We start from the raw sequence: 22,607 nt of genomic DNA on the forward strand, positions 1-22,607 counted from the left end.
GAGCGGACCGATTCGGAGTCAGTCGTCGGACGGGAGCAGATCGGGGCGCCGCTCACGCGTGCGTTCCAGCGACTGTTCGTGGCGCCAGCGAGCGACTTTGCCGTGGTCGCCGGACAGCAGAACCGGCGGCACCTCGAGATCGCGCCACACCGCGGGCCGGGTGTAGCTGGGGCCTTCGAGCAGGCCGTCGGAGAACGAATCCTCCTGGTGCGACTGCTGATTGCCGAGCACGCCGGGAAGCAACCGGACGACCGCCTCGACCATGACGAGCACGGCAACCTCGCCGCCGATGAGGACGTAGTCGCCGATGCTCACCTCTTCGACGCGCACGCGCCGCGCGGCATCGTCGAACACACGCTGATCGATGCCCTCGTACCGCCCGCAGGCGAAGACAATTCGCTTCTCCTGCGACCAGCGTTGCGCGGTGGCCTGATCGAAGCGGCGACCGGCGGGGGTCGGAACGACGAGCAGCACATCGGGATCGGTCTCGCCGTCGGGACCTGCCAGCACGTCGTCGAGCGCCGGCCCCCACACGGTGGGTTTCATGACCATGCCCGGTCCGCCACCGTAGGGCGAATCGTCGACGGCCTTGTGCACGTCGTGCGTCCAGTCGCGCAGGTTGTGCACACCGACGGAGATCAACCCCTTGTCGATCGCCTTGCCGAGCAGCGCGGCACGCAGGGGCTCGAGATATTCGGGAAAGATGGTGACGACGTCGAGCCGCACGGACTACCGCTTCCCCTCGCTCGACTTCTTCTTGGACGGCGGTTCGCCGAAATCGGGGTCGAGCAGACCGTCGGGCGGATCGATCTCGATGACACGCTCGCGGACCGACACCGTCGGCACGATCTCGGTGACGAACGGGATCAGCAGCTCGCCGCGCTCCTGTCCGGTAGGCCGGATCGACAGCAGTTCGCCGGCGGCGGTGTGCAGGACCTCACGGACGGTGCCGATCTCGGTTCCGCCGTCGGGGCGACCGGCGACGATCCGCACCGTCAATCCTTCGAGTTCGTGGTCGTAGAACTCGTCGGGATCGTCGGACGGAGGCAGGTCTGCGCTGTCGACGACGAACAGCACCCCGCGTAAAGCGTCGGCCGCGTCGCGACCGTCGATGCCCTGCAGGCGCAGCAGAAGCCGCCCGGAGTGTTCCCGGGCGGCTTCTACCGTGTACTCGTGCAGGTGCTTGTCGCGAGGCTTGCGGCCGCGCAGGACCGCGCCGACGGCAAAGCGTTCCTCGGGTTCGTCGGTGCGAACCTCGACGACGACTTCGCCTCGAATGCCGTGTGATTTGGCCACACGGCCCACGACGAGCTCCATCGGCGCTCGCCTAGCGGTCGGTGTCGACGACGTCGACACGGATACCCCGGCCACCGATTCCGGTGACGAGGGTCCGCAGAGCGGTCGCGGTGCGACCGCCCCGGCCGATGACCTTGCCGAGGTCGTCGGGATTGACGTGCACCTCGACGGTGCGGCCCCGACGGCCCGCGATCAGGTCGACGCGGACGTCGTCGGGATGGGCGACGATTCCACGAACGAGATGCTCGACGGCATCGGCGACCACGGCGCTCATTACTCGGCGGCCTCGGTGGACTCGGCCTCGGTGGCCTCTTCCTTGGCAGCCTTCTTCTTCTTGGGCGTGACGGCCTCGGCAGCCGGCTCGTTCTCGGCCTGCGCGAGGGCGGCCTGGAACAGCTCGAGCTTGGACGGCTTGGCCTCCGCCTTCTTCAGGGTGCCCTCGGTGCCCGGCAGGCCCTTGAACTTCTGCCAGTCACCAGTGATCTTGAGGAGGTTGAGGACCGGCTCGGTCGGCTGCGCGCCGACGGCCAGCCAGTACTGCGCACGCTCCGAGTCGATCTCGATCAGCGAGGGCTCTTCCTTCGGGTGGTACTTGCCGATGGTCTCGATCGCCCGGCCGTTGCGACGGGTGCGCGAGTCCGCGATGACGACGCGGTACTGCGGGTTGCGGATCTTGCCGAGACGGGTGAGCTTGATCTTGACAGCCACTGCTGTTTCTCCTTCGGGGTGCGCCGAGGCGCGTGTCACGTGCAATTCGGACGACGCGCCCTTCTGGCACGCCCGGTTTTGCCTCCAACCTGTGACCGCCGCGCGGTACGTAACCGGATGCGACGACAGCGAACCATTCTGCCAGACGCGCGAGCCAGGACGAAACCGGCACCCGGTGACCCCGAGCACGCCTCGCGGTTGCGCGGATGTCCCCGGGCCCGGCTCAGTTCTTGGGGAACTTCAGCTTCGACAGGTCGAAGTTCTCCAGACCCGGAGGCAGCTCGTCGAGCCCCTTCGGCATCTTCGACAGGTCGGGCATTCCGGCCGGCATGCCACCCGGCAGACCGGGGAAGCCGCCGGGCATACCGCCCCGTACCTTCGGCGGCGTCGGTCCGCGGCCGCCCTTCTTCCCCTTCTTGCCCTTCTTGCGCTGGTTCCTGCGCGCACCCGGCATGCCCATCTGGCCGGCCATCGCGGTCATCATCTTCCGGGCCTCGAAGAACCGGTCGACGAGCTGGTTGACGTCGGAGACCTTCACGCCGGAACCGTTGGCGATGCGCAACCGCCGCGAGCCGTTGATGATCTTCGGGTTGGCGCGCTCCTCCGGCGTCATGCCGCGGATGATCGCCTGGATGCGGTCGAGCTGTTTCTCGTCGACGTTGGCGAGGGCGTCCTTCATCTGCCCGGCTCCGGGCAGCATGCCGAGGAGGTTGGCGATGGGGCCCATCTTGCGCACGGCCATCATCTGCTCGAGGAAGTCCTCGAGGGTGAGCTCGCCGGAACCGATCTTGTTGGCGGTGGCCTCGGCCTGCTCGGCGTCGAAGACCTGCTCGGCCTGCTCGATCAGGGTGAGCACGTCGCCCATGCCGAGGATGCGGCTGGCCATGCGCTCGGGGTGGAAGACGTCGAAGTCCTCGAGCTTCTCGCCGGTGGACGCGAACATGATCGGCTGGCCGGTGAGCTCACGGACGCTGAGCGCGGCACCACCGCGGGCGTCGCCGTCGAGCTTGGTGAGCACCACGCCGGTGAAGCCGACGCCCTCGCGGAACGCCTCGGCGGTGCTCACGGCGTCCTGGCCGATCATCGCGTCGAGGACGAACAGCACCTCGTCCGGCTTCACCGCGTCGCGGATGCCCGCGGCCTGCGCCATGAGTTCCTGATCGATACCGAGGCGACCGGCGGTGTCGACGATGACCACGTCGTACTGCTTGGTGCGCGCCTCGGCGATACCCTGCTCGGCCACGGCGATCGGGTCGGCGGCCGTGACACCGAGCTCGTTCTCGCCACCGCCGATGGACGTGCCGGGGTGGGGAGCGAAGACCGTCACGCCGGCCCGCTCACCGACCACCTGCAGCTGGGTGACCGCGCCGGGACGCTGCAGGTCGCAGGCGACCAGCATGGGGGTGTGTCCCTGCGCCTTGAGCCACTTCGCGAGCTTGCCCGCGAGGGTGGTCTTACCGGCACCCTGCAGACCGGCGAGCATGATGACCGTCGGCGGGGTCTTCGCGAACTGCAACCGCCGGGTCTCGCCGCCGAGGATCCCGACGAGTTCCTCGTTGACGATCTTGACGACCTGCTGGGCCGGGTTGAGCGCGCCGTGCACCTCGGCGCCCTTGGCGCGCACCTTGATCTTCTTGATGAACTCGCGCACGACGGGCAGTGCGACGTCGGCCTCGAGCAGGGCGAGCCGGATCTCGCGGCAGGTCGCGTCGATGTCCGCGTCGGACAGCCGCCCCTTGCCGCGCAGGTCCTTCAGGACCCCTGTCAACCTGTCGGAAAGGGATTCGAACACCGAATGCGCTCCTGAGCTCTGACGAAGATGCGGACAATGCTGCGAACCAGGGTAACCGCTCGCGATCCGTCGTGACCGCGGGTGGCCACGCCGTGCGGCAGGCCACCCACGCGGTCACGATGCGTCGGCGGCCGCGGCAGGTCCTGGAGCGGGCAGGACGGAGAGGAGTTCCCGTTCGAGATGTTCCCGGGACACACGGGTGTGGGCGCCGGCGAGATCGACACAGAACGAGTCGATCACGGTCGAACCCAGTGTGCTCACCCGCGCCCACCTCACGTCGGCCCCGACACGCTCGAAGACGTCCGCGAGGCGGCACAGCAGACCGATCCGGTCCTCCGAGCGGATCTCGAGCACCACCTGGTCCGACTCGGACCCCTCGAACCAGATGATCCGCGGCGGGGCGAGTGCGGCGCTGACGGGGACCGCCCGCGCCGTTCGTTCGGGAAGGCGGCTCTCGCGTTCGGCGCGGTCCTTCGCCTCGAGCGCACCGAGCAGATCCAGGTCGCCGGATCGCGCCCGCACGAGTTCCTGCCGGAGCAGTGCCGCCTCGGGCGGCGAGCCGAACCTCGGGGCCACCACGAACGTGTTGACCGTGCTGCCGGCGTGACTGCCGATGGAGGCCGACAGCACGCGTAGACCGTGCAGCGAGAGCACCCCGGCCTCGTCGGAGAGCACACCCCTCTCATCGGGGGCGAGGAAGGTCGCGGTGAAGCTGCGACCGTCCTCACGCGGTTCGAGTGCGACGTGCAGGGCACCGTCCTCGGCGAGGCTCACGAGGGCGGGATCGATCGGATCCGGCGCGGGCAGCTCGTCGCCCGCCATCATCATCCGGCAGCGGCGCACGAGTTCCCGGATCAGCGACGCCTTCCAGTCGCCCCAGACCCCGGGGCCGGTGGCCTGGGAATCCGCTTCGGCCAGGGCGTGGAGGAGGTCGAGCAGCACCGGATCGCCGTCGAGGGCGTCGACCACCGCCGCGACCGTCTCCGGATCGTCGAGGTCGCGCCGGGTCGCGGTGTGCGGCAGGAGCAGGTGGTGCCGCACCATCGCGGTGAGCAGCGCCAGATCCGAGGGCCACAATCCCATCCGCCGCCCGATCTGCAGGGCCAGCTCCGCACCGACCACGCTGTGGTCGCCGCCGCGCCCCTTGCCGATGTCGTGCAGCAACGCCCCGAGCACGAGCAGGTCCGGGCGGGCGACCCGCGTGGTCAGTTCGCTCGCGTACACGGCGGTCTCGACGAGGTGCCGGTCGACGGTCCACGTGTGGACGGCGTCGCGCGGCGGCAGGTCGCGTACCGCGCCCCATTCGGGGAGCAGGCGTCCCCACAGTCCGGTACGGTCCAGCGACTCGATGACGTCGACCGCGCGACGCCCCGAGCCGAGCAGCACCAGGAAGTCGTCCAGGGCTTCGCGAGGCCAAGGTTCCCGCAGTTCCGGGGCGTGATCGGCGAGCCGGGTGAGGGTGGCCGCCGAGACCGGCAGTCCGGCCTGCGCGGCCGCCGCGGCGACTCGCGTGGTCAGGCCCGGATCTCGACGCGGATGCGCGTCCCGCGCGAGGGCCACCTCACCCCCGTGTTCGACCACTCCTTCGTCGAGGGGACGCCGTACCGGTCCGCGACGCAGCCGCGACAGGCCCTTCCGCGGCAGCGAGTTGGCCGCGGTGCGCAGACCGACGTCCACGGAATAGCTGATCGTGCGGGCCGATTCGGTGAGCACCCGGGCGAGATCGAACCGGTCGCCGATCCGCAGTGCCGCGGCGATCTCGTCCGCGTCCTGCGCGCGCAGCTGATCGCGGGAGCGACCGGCGACGCGGTGCAGTTCGGTACGGACGTCGAGCAGTCGCCGGTGGGCGGCCGCGAGGCCACCACCCGGGACGTCCGGTCCGAGTCCCGGCATGCCGTCGGTGAGCTGCGCAACGGACAGGGCATTGAGCAACTGCACGTCCCGCAACCCGCCGCGACCGCTCTTGAGGTCGGGTTCGGCTCGGTGAGCGATCTGCCCGCTGCGCTGCCATCGCACCTCGGTCATCTCGATGAGTTCGTCGAAGCGGGACCGGATGCCGGTCCGCCACTGACGCCGTACGCCGCCGATGAGGAGATTGCTCAGCTGGGCGTCGCCCGCAATGTGCCGCGCCTCGAGCATCCCCAGCGCGGCCGTGAGATCGGAGGAGAACACCTGCAGGGCCTGAGGCACCGTCCGGACGCTGTGGTCGAGTTTGATGTGCGCGTCCCACAGCGGGTACCAGAGCTGGTCGGCGACCTTCGACACGACGGCCGGCGCCATGTCGTCGTGGAGAAGGATGAGGTCGAGGTCGGAGTACGGGAGCATCTCTCGGCGACCGAGACCCCCCACCGCGACGATGGCAAAACCGCCCTCGCGCCTGATGCCGAGTTCGGAGCCCTTCGTCGTCAACCAGAATTCGTGCAGGTCCACCAGGGCGTGACGCAGGGCCACGGTGTCGAGGCGGCGGCTGCGGGGGCCGCCGGAGAGCAGAGTGTCGCGGGCTGCCGCGAGGTCGGCGGCTCCCGCGGGTGCGGGTGTGCGGGCCGAGGACACCGAAGGCCCCGACCCCGCTGCCGACGCAGCGGGATCAGGGCCTCGAGAGCCGGACCCCTGGGGGTCAGAGCGCATCCGAACCTCGTTCTCCGGTACGGACCCGGACCACGCCTTCCACGGGGGTGACCCACACCTTGCCGTCGCCGATCTTCCCGGTACGGGACGCCTCGACGATGGTCTCCACGACCTTGTCGACAGCGGAGTCGTCCACGACGACCTCGACCCGGACCTTGGGGACGAAGTCGACGGAGTACTCCGCCCCGCGGTAGACCTCGGTGTGACCCTTCTGGCGGCCGTATCCTTGCACCTCGCTGACGGTCATTCCGAGCACTCCGGCCTGTTCCAGGCCCGCCTTGACGTCCTCGAGCGTGAACGGCTTGATGATCGCCGTGATCAGCTTCATATCCTCATCCTTCCCAGAGCCCGCTGGCCGCTGTCATCCCTGCTCGCTGTCGTGGTCTTCTTATCACTTGAGAGCCGGCGCGAAGTCGTATGCGGATTCCGCATGTTCGGCTTCGTCGATACCGCGGGCCTCTTCCTCGTCGCTCACACGCCAGCCCATCGGCTTGAGCGCGAAGGCGATCACTGCGGTGACGATCGCGGTGAACACCAGGGCGACGACTGCGATGACGATCTGGATGACGAGCTGCTTGTAGTCGCCACCGTAGAACAATCCGGTCTCGGTGCCGAGGAAGCCGATGGCGACCGTTCCCCACAGGCCCGACACGAGGTGGACACCCACGACGTCGAGCGAGTCGTCGTAACCGAACTTGTACTTCAGGCCCACTGCGAGAGCGGACAGGACGCCGGCGACGATACCGAGGGCGATCGATCCGACCGGGCTCAGCGAGCCGGCAGCGGGAGTGATGGCCACGAGGCCGGCGACGGCACCGGAAGCGGCACCGAGGCTGGTGGCCTTGCCGTCACGGATGCGCTCGGTGAGGAGCCAGCCGAGGATGGCGGCAGCGGTGGCCGTGGTGGTGTTGACCCAGGCCAGGCCTGCGAGGCCGTCTGCGGCGAAGGCCGAACCGGCGTTGAAGCCGAACCATCCGAACCAGAGCAGTGCGGCGCCGAGCATGACGAACGGCAGGTTGTGCGGGCGGAAGGCGGTGCGTCCGAAGCCGGCGCGCTTGCCGATGACGATCGCCAGGACGAGTGCCGCGATACCGGCGTTGATGTGCACGACCGTGCCACCGGCGAAGTCGATCGGGTGGACCGCGGCAGTCAGGCCACCTTCACCGTCGTCGACCGTTCCGAACAATGCGGCTGCGATGCTGTCCTCGGAGCCCGAGAGCAGACCGCCACCCCACACCATGTGGGCGAGCGGGAAATAGGCGCAGGTCACCCAGATCGCGACGAACGCCATCCACGTACCGAACTTCACGCGCTCGGCGAGCGCACCACTGATCAGTGCGGTGGTGATGATCGCGAAGGTCACCTGGAAGCCGATGTCGATGATCTGCGGGTAGTTACCGAGACCCGCGAGGAACTCACCGTTCTCGTCGTAGATGGCGCCCTGCAGACCGAACTGCTCGAACGGGTTCGCGAAGATGCCGAGCACGTTCTGGGTGCCGTAGGACATCGACCAGCCCCACAGGACATAGATGACGCCGATGAGCGCCATCGCGCCGAACGACATCATCATCATGTTCAGCACGGACTTGGATCGGGACATCCCACCGTAGAAGAACGCCAGGCCCGGGGTCATCAGCAGCACGAGGGACGCAGCCATCAGCATCCATGCCGCGTCGCCCGTGTTCACCACTTCCTCCACTTGCAACCTCCCTGTAGGCCGCGCCGATCGGCGCGTTGTCGAGGGAAAGCTTGCTGCCCGGATGTTTCCGTGGAGGCGCCGTGCTGTTTCGTGGGCGTGAACGCAGGAACCGACCTTGTTTCATCCTTGTTTCACACTTTTCGGACACCGCACCCCGCCGACGAAACCGGCCGCTGTCCGCTCATGCGGACAGCGGCCGGAACGGCAGGCGTGGGACCGATCAGCCCACAGGGTCGGATCAGCCCAACAGGGCGTCCACGAACGCTTCCGGTTCGAACGGTGCGAGATCGTCCGCACCCTCGCCGAGACCGACGAGCTTGACCGGCACACCGAGCTCGTGCTGCACCTGGAAGACGATGCCGCCCTTGGCGGTGCCGTCGAGCTTGGTGAGCACCACGCCGGTGATGTCTACGACGTCGGCGAACACGCGGGCCTGCATCAGGCCGTTCTGACCGATCGTCGCGTCGAGGACGAGCAGCACCTCGTCGACGGCGGCCTTCTTCTCGACGACGCGCTTGACCTTGCCGAGTTCGTCCATCAGGCCGGTCTTGGTGTGCAGGCGGCCGGCAGTGTCCACGAGGACGGCGTCGACACCGTTCTCGATGCCCTTCGCCACGGCATCGAACGCCACCGCGGCGGGATCGGCGGCCTCCTTGCCGCGGACGACCTCGGCACCCACACGCTCGGCCCAGGTCTGGAGCTGATCGGCGGCCGCGGCACGGAAGGTGTCGGCGGCACCGAGCAGCACCCGGCGTCCGTCGGCGACGAGCACGCGCGCCAGCTTGCCGGTGGTCGTGGTCTTGCCGGTGCCGTTGACACCGACGACGAGCAGCACCGCGGGGTGGTCCTCGTGCGGAAGCGCCCGGATGGAACGGTCGAGCTCCGGGCGGAGCTCGTCGACGAGCACGCTGCGCAGCACGGCACGGGCGTCGGCCTCGCTACGCACGTTGCTCACCGCCATCTCCTCACGCAGACGGTCGACGATCTTCGTCGTCGTGGCGGCACCGAGGTCCGCGACGAGCAGCGTGTCCTCGATCTCCTCCCAGGAGTCCTCGTCGAGGTCGCCGCCGCCGAGCAGGCCGAGCAGGCTCTTGCCGACCGCCGACTGCGAACGGGCCAGACGGCCGCGCAGGCGCACCAGGCGACCCGCGGTGGGTTCGATCTCCTCGATCGGAACAGCCGGGGGAACAGCTGCCGGTCCGGCCGGTTCGGCGGGTGCGGGCAGCACCTCCGGCTCGACGACCGTCTCCGTCTCCGCAGCGGGCTCCGGTTCGGGTTCCGGCGTCGGTGCGACTTCCGGTTCCGGTGTCGGTGCGGGGACGACCTCGGGCTCGACGGGTTCGGGAGCGGGTCGTTCCGGTTCCGGGGCGACCTCGGGCTCGACCGGTTCGGGTTCCGCCGGCTTCGGCGCTGCAGGCTTCGGCGCTGCGGGCTTCGGCTCTGCGGGCACGGGCTTGGGCTCCGGGGGTGCCGGCACGGTCGGCGGAGCTTCGGTGATCTCCTCCGGCAACGGCACGGTACGCGGCGCAGGCTCAGGTTTCGGTGCGGGCTTCGGCGCAGGCCTGGGTGCCGGCGCCGGAGGAGCGGCCGTACCCTGCGAGAAATTGAATCCGCTCTGCGCCTTGTAACCGCCGGAACGGTCCTTGGTCTCGGCGGAGTCGAGCTGCGGGGTCTCGGGCGCCTTCAGCGACACCTGCCGCCGACGGTAGAGGGTCAGGCCGACGACGAGCGCGACGAGAACGACCGCCAGCGCGGCGGCGATGACTATCCAGGCTCCGGTACTCACGCACCCATACTGTCAGGCTCGGAGCTCTTCCTCCGGTTCGGGGACCGGTGTCGCGATCTCGCGTCCACGCAGGCGCTGCGAGATGACCCGGGTGATGCCGTCGCCCCGCATGCTCACGCCGTACAACGCGTCGGCGACCTCCATCGTCGGCTTCTGATGCGTGATGACGATCAGTTGGGACTTCTCGCGCAACTGCTCGAACAGCCCGATCAACCGCCGGAGGTTGGTGTCGTCGAGCGCGGCCTCCACCTCGTCCATGACGTAGAAGGGTGACGGGCGCGCCCGGAAGATCGCGACCAGCATCGCCACGGCGGTCAGCGACTTCTCGCCACCCGACAGCAGCGACAGCCGCTTGACCTTCTTGCCCGGCGGGCGGGCCTCGACCTCGATGCCGGTGGTGAGCATGTCGCTCGGGTCGGTGAGCACCAGCCGGCCCTCACCGCCGGGGAACAATTTCGCGAAGACCTGCTCGAACTCGCGCTCGACGTCGGCGTACGCTTCGGTGAACACCTGCAGGATCCGCGCGTCGACCTCCTCGACGACGGCGAGCAGGTCCTTGCGGGCGCTCTTGACGTCCTCGAGCTGAGTGGACAGGAAGTTGTACCGCTCCTCGAGGGCCGCGAACTCCTCCAGCGCGAGCGGGTTGACGCGCCCGAGCGTCGCGAGATCCTTCTCGGCGCGCTTGGCCCGCCGCTCCTGGGTGGCCCGGTCGTACGGCATAGGCTGCGGAGCGACCACCTGTTCGCCGCGTTCGCGGGCCTGCTCGTATTCGGTCATCTCGAGCGGCGTCGGCGGCAGCGGCACGTCGGGGCCGTATTCGGCGACGAGGTCGTCCAGGGCGATGCCGTGCTGTTCGAGAATGGTCTGTTCGAGCTGCTCGATCCGCAGGGATGCCTGGGCCCGGGCCACCTCGTCGCGGTGCACCGCGTCGGTGAGCTGGTCGCGCTGCGCCGTCAGTTCGCGGGCCCGTTCGCGGGCCCGTTCGAGTTGCTCGGCGCACTCGGCACGGCGCCGGTTCAGCTCGTCGCGCTGCGCGAGCGCGGTCGCCACGGCCACCTCGAGTTGTTCGGCGAGTCGCTGCCCCGCTTCGGCCACCGCCGCGGCGACGGCCGCCGCCTGCCGTCGCGCGACGCGAGCGCGTTCGGCACGAGCGCGGGCCTCGCGTTCGGCCTGCGCCGCGCGACGGAGCGAATCCGCTTTGCCCCGAAGCGCTTCGGCTCGTTCCTCAGCCGTGCGCGCCGCGAGTCGCGCCTCGACCTCGACGGCCCGGACCTCGGCGAGAGCAGCCGCGGCCATCTCCCGTTCGGCGGCCGTGTGCTCGGTCCCGGCTCCGTCGCCGGTCCCGGCCGAGTCGTCCTCGGCCAGACGCAGTCGCTCCTCGAGCTCGACCAGCTTCTCGCGCGCCGCATCGCGTTCCTTCTCGGCTTCGGCGCGCTGCGCCGCGAGCCGACCGGATTCGGCGTGGGCGGTGCGTGCCGCCTGACCGAGACGGCCGAGTTGTTCGTAGACGGCCGACATCGCGGCGTCGGATTCGTTGAGCGCGGCGAGGGTCTGTTCGACGTGTTCGGCGCGTTCGGCCTGCTCCTCGAGCGCGCCCGCGAGGGCTGCGGCCAATTCCTCGGAGCGGCGTTCGGCCTGTTCGAGCCCGGCACGGGAGGTATCGATCGCCGCCTGGATCTCAAGGGTGCTCGGGGCACGGTGGGAGCCCCCGACCACCCAGCCCGCGCCGGCGAGGTCTCCCCCGCGGGTCACGGCGCGGAGGTCGGGCCGGGCGGCACACACGGCCAGGGCGGTGGGCAGGTCGTCGACCAGAACGGTGTGGGCCAGCAACCCGTCGACACCGCCACGCAGGTCGGCCGGAGATTCGACCAGGTCGCGCAGCCATCGCGCACCCGCCGGCAGATCACCTGTGTCGGCAGGACCGGCCGCACCCGGAAGGACGAACGCGACCCTGCCCTGATCGGCCCCCGCGAGCGCCGCGACCGCCGAGATCGCGGCCTCGGCCGACTCCACTTCGAGCGCGTCGGCCGCCGCACCGAAGGCCGCCGCGACGGCGGCCTCGTATCCCGGGGACACCCGCAGCCGGTCGGCCAGTCGCCCTACGAGCCCATCGCCGGAGCGCGTGTCGATCAGCCAGGCCGCACCGTCGGTGCGCTCGAGTCCCATCGACAGGGCCTCGATGCGAGCGCCGAGGGACGCAACCTCTTTGCCCGCGGCGCGTTCGGCCTCCTGGAGTTCGGCGACCCGTTCGTCGGCGAGGCGCTGTGCCTCGAGCGCGCGTTCGTGTTGGGCGTCGGCGTCGATCTCACCGGCGTCGAGATCGTCGATGCGCGCCTGCGCGGTCTCGAACTCGGCCTGGGCCGCGACGCCGCGCAGCCGGGCCTCCTCGATGGCCACGGTCAGGCGAGCGATCTCGGCGTCGATCGATTCGGCCCGGGTACGCATGGTGTCGACCTGGCCGGCGAGGCGCGCGAGACCCTCGCGGCGATCGGCGACGGCACGTACCGCCGCGAGATGCGCGCGTTCGGCGGCCGCCGTGGCCTCCTCCTGCGACGCGAGCTGTTCGCGGGCCGCTTCGAGGGCTCCGTGCGCGATCTCGACCGCCTCGACCAGTTCCGCTTCCTCGGCGGCGATCCGCTCGGCGCGGGCGTCCATCTCGTCGGGATCCTGACCGGAGCGGTCCTCCGGTTCGGCGTGCAGGTGCCGTGCGCGTTCCTGCGCGACCCGCACGGTCGCCGAGACACGCTCGGCGAGGGCAGAAAGACGGAACCAGGTCTGCGATGCCGCTTCGGCGCCCGGTGTGAGCTGTGCAAGAGCCTGTTCGTGCCGGGCGAGTTCGGCGTTCGCGTCGTCGAACGCCGTCAGCACGTCGTCGAGCCGCTCCCGGACCATCCGTTCCTGCTCGTCGTGGCCGGCGAGTTCGAGGCGCCGGGTGACGAGGTCGTCGGCGGCGAGACGCAACCGCGCGTCGCGGAGGTCGGCCTGGATGCTCTGGGCACGACGCGCGACCTCGGCCTGCCGACCGAGTGGTTTGAGCTGGCGGCGCAGTTCGGCGGTGAGATCGGTGAGGCGGGCGAGATTGGCCTGCATGGAGTCGAGCTTGCGCAGCGCCTTTTCCTTGCGCTTCCGGTGCTTGAGGACGCCGGCAGCCTCCTCGATGAAGGCGCGCCGGTCCTCCGGCCGGGATTCGAGAATCGCGGCGAGACGACCCTGCCCGACGATCACGTGCATCTCCCGGCCGATACCGGAGTCGGACAGCAGTTCCTGCACGTCCATGAGGCGGCAGGAACTGCCGTTGATCTCGTATTCGCCGGCGCCGTCGCGGAACATGCGGCGGGTCACCGAGACCTCGGAGTACTCGATGGGCAGCGCGCCGTCGGAGTTGTCGATGGTGAGTGTGACCTCGGCGCGCCCGAGGGGCGGACGGCCGGCGGTTCCGGCGAAGATGACGTCCTGCATCTTGCCGCCGCGCAACGCCTTGGCACCCTGCTCCCCCATCACCCAGGTGAGTGCGTCGACGACGTTCGACTTGCCGGACCCGTTGGGGCCGACCACACAGGTGATGCCCGGTTCGAAACGCAGAGTCGTCGACGAGGCGAAGGACTTGAAGCCCTTCAACGTCAGACTCTTGAGGTACATGGGCCAGAACTCTACCGGCGGACCACGACCGGTTCCGCGAGGCGGGTACACCTCTCAGATGGTCCACCGGACGTGGCCCGAAGGTCTCCCGGAACGGCGCGGAGCCGACTACCGGTTACCCCGCCGCGAGTACGCCATCATGGGACGTTCGACGAGGAAATAGCTGATCACCGCCGCAAGGACGGTCAGCACGACCGTGAGGAAGAGCAGTACGGGGGTTCCCTCGACGAAACCCCAGTCGTGCGCACCCACCGATTGCAACCAGACTGCTATGGGTTCGTTCCAGAGGAAGATGCCGTAGGAGATCGCTCCGAGGCCGACCATCACCGGCAGAGAGAGCAGGTTTCGGGCACGACCGGCTGTCTGGTCGCCGAACACGGCGGGCGCGACAAGCAGAAGAGCGATGACGACACCGGCCACATGGAGGATGTCCCCCGGGCTTCCGACGATGAATCCCAACAGGAGGAAAACCGCGACCGCCAACGCCCAGCACGTGCCGGGATACTGCTCGACGAGCCGCACCGGTCGAGGCCGATCCTTACCGCCGCTCCACACGATCGTGGCCAGAGCAAGTGCCATACCGGCGGCGAACCAGTCGAGGTGCCCCAGCAGCGACCAGGCGAGAAATCCGGTCGGCCCCTCGCCGAGTCCGAACAGGAAGCGTCGAGCCAGCAGGCAGAACACCGCTGCGGCACACAGGATCCCCACCTCGACCACCAACTGCGTCCGTGCGGGACGTCCACCCAGAGCCCGGTGGAGAACGAGCGCGTAGAGCGGCAGTAGTAGGTAGAACGCGACTTCGACGGACAGACTCCACGCCGGCGAGAGTCCCTCGAAGGTATGGCCGGGCACCCACGTCTGCGCGAGTCCGTAATAGATCCATGCATCACGGTGCAGTACATCCACCCAGGTGGGGATGACCAACGCAAAGACGGTCAACGCCACCCAATAGCCCGGGACGATCCGGAAAAACCGACGCTTGGCGTACCGGCCTATGTCCGGCCTCGGACGTCCCTCGAGGCGTGCGGCGGCGAAGGGCCGGTACAGGAGAAAGCCTGAGAGCACGAAGAAGATCGGCACCCCCATGTTCAACAATCGCGCGGCATCCCAGGTGTTCTCGGGGTCGGGACCACTTCGGAGATAGACGTGGTAGCCGAGGACCATCAACGCCGCGACTGCGCGCAGCGGCTCGAGCAACACATAGCGTTCGCGTCGCCCTACCGAGACGACTCCATTTTCCGTACTCGCCGTCAGGTCCATGAAGCCGCCTCTTCTGTACTAGAAGTTGGACTTCGCAGCCTAAATCAATCTACGAGTTTGTTTTAGGGATTCTGTTCGAAAATCGACGAGTGTGACCCGCTGTCCAGTCTCGGGCGGCGATCCCAGCACCGATGCCAGGGACCCCGGCCGCAGTCGTCACGCCGGGTGCACCGCGCGGACCGTCCCGTCGAAACCGGTCGTGTACAGGACGTTCGGGTCCCAGCCCGGTCCCGAACCGAAGGCGAGCGAGGACATCAGCGGGATGCCCTCGGCGATGCGGCAGCTATGCCCGGTCGCCGGATCGACCCGCAGGACCGCGCCGGCGAGGTTGAGCGCGATGTACAGCGCGCCGTCGGAACCGATCGTGAGATCGTCGGGCATCGAGAGCAACCCCGGCCCGGGCAGGTCGATGCTGCGCACGGGTCCTTCGAGGTCGCGTGCGTCGAGGATGTGGAGCCGGTTGACGTGCTCGAAGGTCGTCACCGTGTAGACGGTGTGGCCGTCGACGACGATGCCGTTGACGGATCCGAGATCGGTGCGGACGATGCGGGCCTCGCCACCGCCGGCGGGCACGAGAGTGAGTCCGACCTCGCCGAGATCGCGCGAGGCGAGCATCGATCCGTCCGACAGCCGGCCGAGGCCGTTGGGCATGACCAGCCCGGTGCCGTGGGTGCCGCGTTCACCCGTGTCGAGGTCGAGCGTGTCGATCGTGCCGTCGGCGATCCCGGCGAGTCCCGAGACTGTCGTGTTGCCCACGTTCAGGTAGACGGTGGGACCGTCTACGACGATCCCGCCCGGACCGGTCACCTCGGGTAGCACGGTGGTGACGCTGCCGTCGGGGGTGATCCGGCGCAGCGCCCCGGGACCGACGAAGGAGGTGTCCGAGACGAGCAGACCGCCCCGCTCGTCGAACACCAGGTTCTCGAGGACACCGAGCCCCGATGCGACCGTCGTGACGGACCGCGGTGCGCAGGCAGCCGGATCGGCCGCCGCCGGCGCTGCGGCCAGGGGTGTCACTGCCACAGCGGCGAGTGCTACCGCCACCATCGTCGAACGTGCACGCCTGCCCATATGTCTCCCCCTCGCCGACCGCGACCCCCCGGCCGCTTCCACCCGATCGCGGCAGGATACCAAGCCGAACGGACAAACAGGACGGATGTCAGCGTTCGACGAAACCGGTGAGGTCGCCGCGCGCGGGATCCCAGGATTCGACGACGAGCCGCACCTCGCCGGGGGTGTCGCCGGATCGCAGCCAGGTGAGGAGCTGTTCGAGCGCGGACCGTGGGCCTTCGGCGACGACCATCACGCGACCGTCGGGATGGTTGGTCGCATGCCCGACGAGACCGAGTTCGAGTGCGCGAGCACGCGTGAACCAGCGGAAACCGACCCCTTGGACGCGGCCGTGCACCCACGCCGTGAGCCGTTCGACGTCTGCGGGGGTGCTCATCGATCAGTCCTCGGCGGTGATCGTCAGCGAGACCTTCGTGCCCGCCTTCAGGGTGCGCCCCACCGTGCACACCTTGTCGACGGAGCGTTCGACAAGGGTGATGAGCCGGTCGCGGGCGTCGGCGTCGAGTTCCGACAGGTCGAGGATCATCTCCTCCTCGAGGTGCGGGTACACCTCGTTCTCGCGGTCGGCGGCGCCGGAGACGCGGATCGTCGCGTCGTAGTCGTCGCCGAGCCGGCGGGACAGCGGGAAGTCCGAACTCATGCCCGAGCAGGCGGCGAGTGCGATCTTGAGCAGCTCACCCGGGGTGAAGACGCCCTCGACGCTCTCCGAGCCGATGAGCACCTCGGCGCCGCGAGAGCTGCGGCCGGTGTAGCGACGCGTGCCGGTGCGCTCGACCCACAGCTCGGTGGCGGGAAGATCGGAAGTCTGGTCAGCCATGGGGGAAATCCTGCCATGTCCCGTCGACGGGGACGTCGCGCAGGATGGTCACGAAGTCCTCGAGCGCCGCGGACGTCCCGTCGGCACTGCGTCGTAGCACTCCGACCGGTTCGACGGTGCCCGCGGTGGGCACGTCCACACGGCGGACCACTCCGTCGGCGAGGTCGTCGCGGGCCGCACGCTCCGTGGTGATCCACACGGCGTCGCTGCGCCGGACGACTCCGCGGGCCACGGCGAGGTCGAGCGTCTCGATCAGCCCGGTCGGCAACCGCAGGCCGTGCCGTTCGAACAGCGCCTCGGTCGCGTGGCGCGGCACGGTTCCGCGGGTCGCGACCACGAGGGGGTGGTCGAGCGTCTCGGCAGGCGAGACGGACCGTCCGGCGAGGGGGTGACCGGGCCGGACGACGAAGATCAGCGTCTCGGCGTACAGAAGTTCGAACGACAGCCCGACCATCCGGGAGGGTTCGGCCATGCGCCCGAGGACGACGTCGAGCGCACCGGCGGCGAGGACCGACAGCAGCACGGCGTTGGAGTCGGTGCGGACCCGGATGTCGAGATCGGGGCGCAGGCGACGCACTCCCGCCAGGGCTTCCGGGAGCACGGAACCGGCCACGGTGGGCAACGCACCGATTCGCAACGGTTCACGGGCGGGTTCGGTCGCTCCCGCCAGGGCGGCCACGGCGGCGTCCAAGGAGGTCGTGACATCCTGCGCGTACCGCAGGAAGCGTTGACCGCCCGCTGTGAGCCGCGCTCCGTGCCGGCCGCGGTCGAGGAGCTTCGTCCCGGCGAGCACCTCGAGTTCGTTGAGCGTCTTGGTGACGGCCGGCTGGCTCAGCTGCAACAACTCGGCCGCGCGTCCGACCTGACCTTCGCGCGCCACGGTCACGAAACACCGCAGGTGCCGGAGACGGATCCGCCGGGCCGGGTCCGGCCCGGACGCTGGCAGCACGAAATCCGATTGCATCACTGAAAGTTATGAATCAACTGCCATTTTGTCAATTTACATGAGTTTTTCTTCACCCTATGGTGGTCCTCACAGCTCAGAGATCGGAGATCGAATGTCCACCGGCGAATACGTCGAGCGCGACCACACACTGCACCCACCTGCGCTCACTCCCGGCTATCGCACGTCGGTACTGCGCGCACCGAAGAACGCGCTCATCACGCCGAAGCCGACCCTGTCGGAGATCACCGGCCCCGTCTTCCGTAACGACGAGCTCGGTGCCCTCGACAACGACCTGATCCTGAACTTCTCCAAGGACGGCCTGCCGATCGGTGAGCGCATCATCGTCCACGGCTTCGTCAAGGACGAGTTCGGCAATCCGGTCGAGGGTGCACTCGTCGAGGTGTGGCAGGCCAACGCCGGCGGACGGTACCGCCACAAGAAGGACACCTATCTCGCGCCCATCGACCCGAACTTCGGCGGCTGCGGACGGATGCTCACGGACGCGAACGGCTACTACCACTTCCGGACGATCAAGCCCGGCGCCTATCCGTGGGGCAACAGCCGTAATGCCTGGCGACCGGCGCACATCCACGTCTCGATCCTCGGCCGCGGCTGGGCTCAGCGCCTGATCACCCAGCTGTACTTCGAAGGCGACCCGCTCATCGAGAAGTGCCCGATCGCGCGGACGATCCCGACCCTGGACCAGCTCCGCAGCCTGATCGCCCAGGAGGATCCCGCCTCGAACGCCCCGTTCGACGCGCGGGCATACCGCTGGGACATCACCCTGCGCGGGTGCCGTGCCACCTTCTTCGAGAACACCGACCTGCCGGGAGCCCCGCGATGAGCCTGCCCACCGATCCCTACCAGCCCGTGCCCTCGCTCCTCCCCCGCCCGATGGTCACGCATTTCCCGGAGACGCCCTCGCAGACCGGCGGTCCCTACGTCCACATCGGTCTGGCACCGCAGCAAGCCGGCTTCGACATCTTCGACAACAACTTCGGCAACGTCCTCGTCACCGACGAGACCGAGGGTGAGCGAATCGTGTTGGAGGGTCGCGTCATCGACGGCACCGGCACCCCGGTACGCGACGCACTGCTCGAGAGCTGGCAGGCGAACGCCCACGGCCGGTACGCGCATCCCGACGACGAGCAGGACACGGACCTCGATCCGAACTTCCGAGGCTGGGGACGCACCGGCGGCGACTTCGAGACCGGCGTGTTCACGATCGAGACGATCAAGCCCGGTGCCGTCACCAACCCCGACGGATCCGTCTCGGCACCCCACATCCTGCTGGTGATCTTCGCGCGCGGCATCAACCTCGGGCTGCACACGCGGGTCTACTTCGAGGACGAGACCGAGCTCAACGCCGAGGATCCCGTCCTGAAGGGCATCGAATGGGAGGTGCGGCGCAACACCCTGATCGCGTCGCGTTCCGAGCGCGACGGCCGCACCGTCTACACGATCGACATCCGGCTACAGGACACCCCGGACGGTGGCGCCGAGACGGTGTTCTTCGACATCTGACCGACACTGTTCCGAACGGCCCGGTATGCGCGTGCGCTACCGGGTCGTTCGCGGTCGTGGCTGACACTTCGGGCAGCTGTACGACGAGCGGTTCATGAACTTCTCGCGGCGGATCGGCGCGCCGCACCGTCGGCACGGCTCGTTCTCGCGCCCGTACACGTTCAGGGAGCGTTCGAAGTACCCGGACTCCCCGTTGACGTTGACGTAGAGGGCGTCGAACGACGTACCGCCCTGCCCCAGCGCCTCGGCCATCACCTCGGTGGCCGCGTCGAGTGCCGACCGGAGTTTCGGACGCGACAGCGCGTCGGTCGGTCTGTTGCCGTGAATCCTTGCGCGCCAGAGCGCTTCGTCGGCGTAGATGTTGCCGATACCGGATACGACGGTCTGATCGAGCAGCGCGCGCTTGATCTCCGTGTGCTTGGCGCGCAGCACGGTCACGACCGCGTCCCGATCGAACCGGGGATCCATCGGGTCGCGGGCGATGTGCGCGACCGGCAGCGGCAGGCGATCACCGTCCACCTCCACGAGCGGCGCCAAGGCCCAGCCTCCGAAGGTGCGCTGGTCGACGAAACGCAGATCGGCGCCGTTGTCGAGGACGGCGCGGATACGCAGGTGCTTCTCGTCCGGGACGGTCGGCGGCTGCACGAGCATCTGCCCGCTCATCCCCAGGTGCACCACGAGGGCCAGATCGGCCGGCTCGAGCACGAGCCACATGTACTTGCCGCGACGTTCGACCGAGGCGACCTTCTGGCCGGTCACCTGCAGTGCGAGATCACGCGGGCCGGGCTCGTGCCGACGGACGGAACGAGGATGCAGCACCTGCACCGAGTCCACCGTCGCACCGACGACGTGAGCGTCGAGTCCGCGACGGACCACCTCGACTTCGGGAAGTTCCGGCACCTGTGGTCAGTTGCCCTCGGCGGGCGTGCCGGTGGAGCCGGACTGCGCAGCGTCATCCGACTGCGTAGCGGGAGCCCCGGCAGGTTCGGCCTCTGCAGCACCGCCGTCGGTCAGCACATTCCACGCCGCCGACGCGGCCTTCTGCTCGGCTTCCTTCTTGGTACGCCCGATACCGGTCCCGTAGGGATTGCCACCGATGAGAGCGGTGGCGGTGAATTCCTTGTCATGATCCGGACCGGTGGCGGTGATCTCGTAGGCAGGAACACCGAGGCCGCGTTCGGCGGTGAGCTCCTGCAGACTCGTCTTCCAGTCGAGGCCCGCACCGAGCCGGGGTCCTCGTTCGAGCAGGTCGGCGAACAGACGCAGGACCACTTCGCGCGCGACGTCGATGCCGTGCGCGAGATGGACGGCGCCGAGGAGCGATTCCATCCCGTCGGCGAGGATGCTGGCCTTGTCGCGTCCGCCCGTCAGTTCCTCGCCCTTGCCGAGGTGGAGATGCACCCCGAGGCCGCCTTCTCCGAGGCCGCGCGCCACCTCGGCGAGCGCGTGCATGTTGACGACGCTCGCACGGATCTTGGCGAGTTCGCCCTCGGACTTCTCCGGATGGGTGAGGTAGAGCTTTTCGGTCACCGCGAGGCCGAGAACGGCATCGCCGAGGAACTCGAGACGTTCGTTGGTGGGCAACCCGCCGTTCTCGTAGGCGTACGAGCGGTGGGTGAGCGCCAAGGACAGCAGTTCTGCGTCCAGAGGCACGCCGAGGGCGGCGAGGAGAGACTCGTGGCTCTCTTCGCCGCCCTCGGGAGCTGTTTCGGGGGACTTGCTCGTCACGTGAGTACCGATTAGACGGGCGCGGTCACCTGACGGCCGTTGTAGGTGCCGCACGACGGGCACGCCACGTGGGGCAGCTTCTTCTCTCCGCAACCCCGGTTCGGGCAGGTGACGAGCGTCGGCGCAGTGGTGTTCCACTGGCTGCGCCGCGACCGGGTGTTGGAACGCGACATTCTGCGCTTGGGGACGGCCACGTCTACTTCTCCTCGTTGTTCGAGCTGTCGATTTGACTGCTGGGTTCTTCGGAGCCCGCGCCGAACTTGGCTGCCAACCCAGCCCAGCGAGGATCCATTGTCTCATGACGGTGCCCGGATTCCGCAATCGCCAGGCGAATGCCGCATTCGGGGCACAATCCCGCACAGTCGTCACTACACAACGGCTGCAGCGGAAGTTCCAGGCCCACCGCGTTCACGAGAACCGGTTCGAGATCGATCAGATCGTTCTCGACGCGGTAGACCTCGTCGTCCTCGGTGGTCTGCTCCGTGACGCTGTTCGGGTAGGCGAACAGCTCGGTGAGGTACACGTCCACCGGCTGGGTGAACGACTCGAGGCACCGCGAGCACTCACCCACGGCGTCCGCACGAACTGTACCGGTGACCAGGACACCCTCGGACACCGACTCCAGGCGGAGATCGAGGTCGATCTCGGACCCCTCCTCGATCGCGATCAGGTCGAGCCCGATGCGCGACGGTGACGGCACCTTCCGCTCGACCTCACGCATCGATCCGGGCCGGCGACCCAGGGAGAGCGTGTCGAGCACCAGACCGGAGTCCCGGCCGGGACGGGTCGTGCCGGAATCACGGGTGGACACGGGGAACTCACCTTCTTCGGACGACGCAGGACACGACTCGGTCGTGATAGGGCAACCGCTCCATGATACGCGATGGGCGGCAGGAGCGGAAATTCCGCCGGTCAGCGACGACGGCCCGCCCGGTGGTCGGCCTCCGCGAAGTCGGGGGCACCCGAGAGCCGCAGTTGCTGCCGGCCGCGGCCGACGGACCGCAGTGTGGTGCCGAGCAGCTCCTCGAACTCTGCGAGTTTCCCGTCGATGTACTCGTCGCATTCCGTCCGCAGACGGTCCGACTCGGCGTGGGCCGAATCGATGACGCGTGCCGACTCGGCGTGCGCGGCCTGCACGACCTCGGTCTGCGAGACCAGGCGCGCCTTCTCGGCCTCACCCTCCGCCACGGAACGCTCGTACGACGCCTGGCCGGACTCGACCAGGCGGTCGGCCTCGACGCGGGCGCGCCCGGTGACGCTCTCGTACTGCTTGTTGCCCTCGGCGACGAGGTCGTCGGCCTCGGCCTGGGCGTCGCGCACGAGTTCGTCGGCGTGGGCGCGTGCCTCCTTGACCATCCGGTCCGCCTGCGCCTTCGCGTCCGCCAGCATCCGATCGGCGTCGGCACGTGCGTCCTCGAGCAGGGTGCGCGCCTCCTCGTCGGCATCGCCGACGGTCTTCTCGGCCTGTGCCCGGGCATCGTTGATCAGCTTGTCGCGGTGATCGAGCACGTCCTGCGCGTCGTCGAGTTCGGGCGGCAGCGCGTCGCGCACGTCGTCGAGCAGCTCGAGGACATCGCCGCGCGGTACCACGCAGCTCGCCGTCATCGGAACGCTACGTGCCTCTTCGACGATTGCGACCAGCTCGTCGAGTGCCTCGAATACCCGGTACACGCCCAACCCCAATCACTCGCTCGGTGCGACCGGTGCGGTCGC

General features: G+C 68.8%; 22 protein-coding genes. 2 read left to right on the forward strand and 20 right to left on the reverse strand.

The window, feature by feature from the left end:
- Positions 1–18 precede the first annotated feature (18 nt).
- The 15 genes from trmD to GON09_RS08550 all read right to left on the reverse strand — a co-directional run bounded on the left by trmD (position 19) and on the right by GON09_RS08550 (position 17,660).
- Complete coding sequence (gene trmD, locus GON09_RS08480; protein WP_213931414.1) at positions 19–726, reverse strand: tRNA (guanosine(37)-N1)-methyltransferase TrmD; 708 nt, start codon at positions 724–726, stop codon at positions 19–21.
- Between the two features lie 3 nt (positions 727–729).
- Positions 730–1,317 (reverse strand): ribosome maturation factor RimM, encoded by a 588-nt coding sequence (gene rimM / locus GON09_RS08485; RefSeq protein ID WP_213931415.1) that lies wholly within the window; start codon positions 1,315–1,317, stop codon positions 730–732.
- A 10-nt stretch (positions 1,318–1,327) separates the two neighbouring features.
- A complete protein-coding gene (locus GON09_RS08490) occupies positions 1,328–1,570 on the reverse strand; it encodes an RNA-binding protein (protein WP_006550954.1) in 243 nt (80 codons plus the stop codon).
- Positions 1,570–2,004, reverse strand: coding sequence for a 30S ribosomal protein S16 (gene rpsP, locus GON09_RS08495; protein ID WP_213931416.1), 435 nt, complete (start codon positions 2,002–2,004; stop codon positions 1,570–1,572). Before rpsP ends, GON09_RS08490 begins: the two co-directional genes overlap by 1 nt.
- Positions 2,005–2,227: 223 nt before the next feature.
- Positions 2,228–3,796, reverse strand: coding sequence for a signal recognition particle protein (gene ffh / locus GON09_RS08500; RefSeq protein WP_213931417.1), 1,569 nt, complete (start codon positions 3,794–3,796; stop codon positions 2,228–2,230).
- A 114-nt stretch (positions 3,797–3,910) separates the two neighbouring features.
- The gene (locus tag GON09_RS08505) at positions 3,911–6,424 is read right to left on the reverse strand and encodes a [protein-PII] uridylyltransferase (RefSeq protein ID WP_213931418.1); all 2,514 of its coding nucleotides are present in this window, start codon (positions 6,422–6,424) and stop codon (positions 3,911–3,913) included.
- The gene (locus GON09_RS08510) at positions 6,414–6,752 is read right to left on the reverse strand and encodes a P-II family nitrogen regulator (protein WP_213931419.1); all 339 of its coding nucleotides are present in this window, start codon (positions 6,750–6,752) and stop codon (positions 6,414–6,416) included. The genes GON09_RS08505 and GON09_RS08510 overlap by 11 nt, the downstream gene beginning before the upstream one ends.
- Positions 6,753–6,815: 63 nt before the next feature.
- Positions 6,816–8,123 carry an ammonium transporter gene (locus GON09_RS08515; protein ID WP_213931420.1) on the reverse strand — a complete coding sequence of 436 codons (1,308 nt, stop codon included), beginning with the start codon at positions 8,121–8,123 and terminating at the stop codon, positions 6,816–6,818.
- A gap of 238 nt (positions 8,124–8,361) precedes the next feature.
- Positions 8,362–9,909 carry a signal recognition particle-docking protein FtsY gene (gene ftsY, locus GON09_RS08520; RefSeq protein WP_213931421.1) on the reverse strand — a complete coding sequence of 516 codons (1,548 nt, stop codon included), beginning with the start codon at positions 9,907–9,909 and terminating at the stop codon, positions 8,362–8,364.
- Positions 9,910–9,921: 12 nt separating this feature from the next.
- Entirely contained in the window at positions 9,922–13,548 is a 3,627-nt protein-coding gene (gene smc / locus GON09_RS08525; RefSeq protein WP_213931422.1) for a chromosome segregation protein SMC, read from the reverse strand.
- Between the two features lie 108 nt (positions 13,549–13,656).
- The gene (locus GON09_RS08530) at positions 13,657–14,808 is read right to left on the reverse strand and encodes an acyltransferase family protein (RefSeq protein ID WP_213931423.1); all 1,152 of its coding nucleotides are present in this window, start codon (positions 14,806–14,808) and stop codon (positions 13,657–13,659) included.
- Between the two features lie 156 nt (positions 14,809–14,964).
- Positions 14,965–15,879 (reverse strand): SMP-30/gluconolactonase/LRE family protein, encoded by a 915-nt coding sequence (locus GON09_RS08535; RefSeq protein ID WP_213931424.1) that lies wholly within the window; start codon positions 15,877–15,879, stop codon positions 14,965–14,967.
- Between the two features lie 88 nt (positions 15,880–15,967).
- Complete coding sequence (locus tag GON09_RS08540; RefSeq protein WP_213931425.1) at positions 15,968–16,255, reverse strand: acylphosphatase; 288 nt, start codon at positions 16,253–16,255, stop codon at positions 15,968–15,970.
- Positions 16,256–16,258: 3 nt separating this feature from the next.
- Entirely contained in the window at positions 16,259–16,696 is a 438-nt protein-coding gene (locus GON09_RS08545; protein ID WP_213931426.1) for an OsmC family protein, read from the reverse strand.
- Entirely contained in the window at positions 16,689–17,660 is a 972-nt protein-coding gene (locus GON09_RS08550; protein WP_213931427.1) for a LysR substrate-binding domain-containing protein, read from the reverse strand. Before GON09_RS08550 ends, GON09_RS08545 begins: the two co-directional genes overlap by 8 nt.
- A gap of 94 nt (positions 17,661–17,754) precedes the next feature.
- On the opposite strand from GON09_RS08550, the gene pcaH reads away from it, so the two are divergent.
- Both pcaH and pcaG read left to right on the forward strand, forming a co-directional pair.
- On the forward strand, positions 17,755–18,486 hold the full coding sequence (gene pcaH / locus GON09_RS08555; protein WP_213931428.1) for a protocatechuate 3,4-dioxygenase subunit beta: 732 nt from the start codon (positions 17,755–17,757) through the stop codon (positions 18,484–18,486).
- Positions 18,483–19,166 carry a protocatechuate 3,4-dioxygenase subunit alpha gene (gene pcaG / locus GON09_RS08560; protein WP_213931429.1) on the forward strand — a complete coding sequence of 228 codons (684 nt, stop codon included), beginning with the start codon at positions 18,483–18,485 and terminating at the stop codon, positions 19,164–19,166. Before pcaH ends, pcaG begins: the two co-directional genes overlap by 4 nt.
- 36 nt (positions 19,167–19,202) lie before the next feature.
- Here the strand turns inward: pcaG and mutM are convergent, their stop codons facing one another.
- The 5 genes from mutM to GON09_RS08585 form a co-directional block, all read right to left on the reverse strand.
- Positions 19,203–20,066: a bifunctional DNA-formamidopyrimidine glycosylase/DNA-(apurinic or apyrimidinic site) lyase gene (gene mutM / locus GON09_RS08565; RefSeq protein WP_213931430.1), complete on the reverse strand. Its 864-nt coding sequence runs from the start codon at positions 20,064–20,066 to the stop codon at positions 19,203–19,205.
- 6 nt (positions 20,067–20,072) lie between these two features.
- Entirely contained in the window at positions 20,073–20,894 is an 822-nt protein-coding gene (gene rnc, locus GON09_RS08570; RefSeq protein WP_213931431.1) for a ribonuclease III, read from the reverse strand.
- An 11-nt stretch (positions 20,895–20,905) separates the two neighbouring features.
- Positions 20,906–21,088: a 50S ribosomal protein L32 gene (rpmF, locus tag GON09_RS08575; RefSeq protein WP_006551208.1), complete on the reverse strand. Its 183-nt coding sequence runs from the start codon at positions 21,086–21,088 to the stop codon at positions 20,906–20,908.
- Positions 21,089–21,090: 2 nt separating this feature from the next.
- Positions 21,091–21,705 (reverse strand): YceD family protein, encoded by a 615-nt coding sequence (locus GON09_RS08580; protein WP_307854341.1) that lies wholly within the window; start codon positions 21,703–21,705, stop codon positions 21,091–21,093.
- A gap of 101 nt (positions 21,706–21,806) precedes the next feature.
- A complete protein-coding gene (locus tag GON09_RS08585; RefSeq protein ID WP_213931432.1) occupies positions 21,807–22,565 on the reverse strand; it encodes a DivIVA domain-containing protein in 759 nt (252 codons plus the stop codon).
- Between the last annotated feature and the right edge of the window lie 42 nt (positions 22,566–22,607).

Source organism: Rhodococcus sp. B50, from assembly GCF_013602415.1.
Lineage (GTDB): Bacteria > Actinomycetota > Actinomycetes > Mycobacteriales > Mycobacteriaceae > Rhodococcus.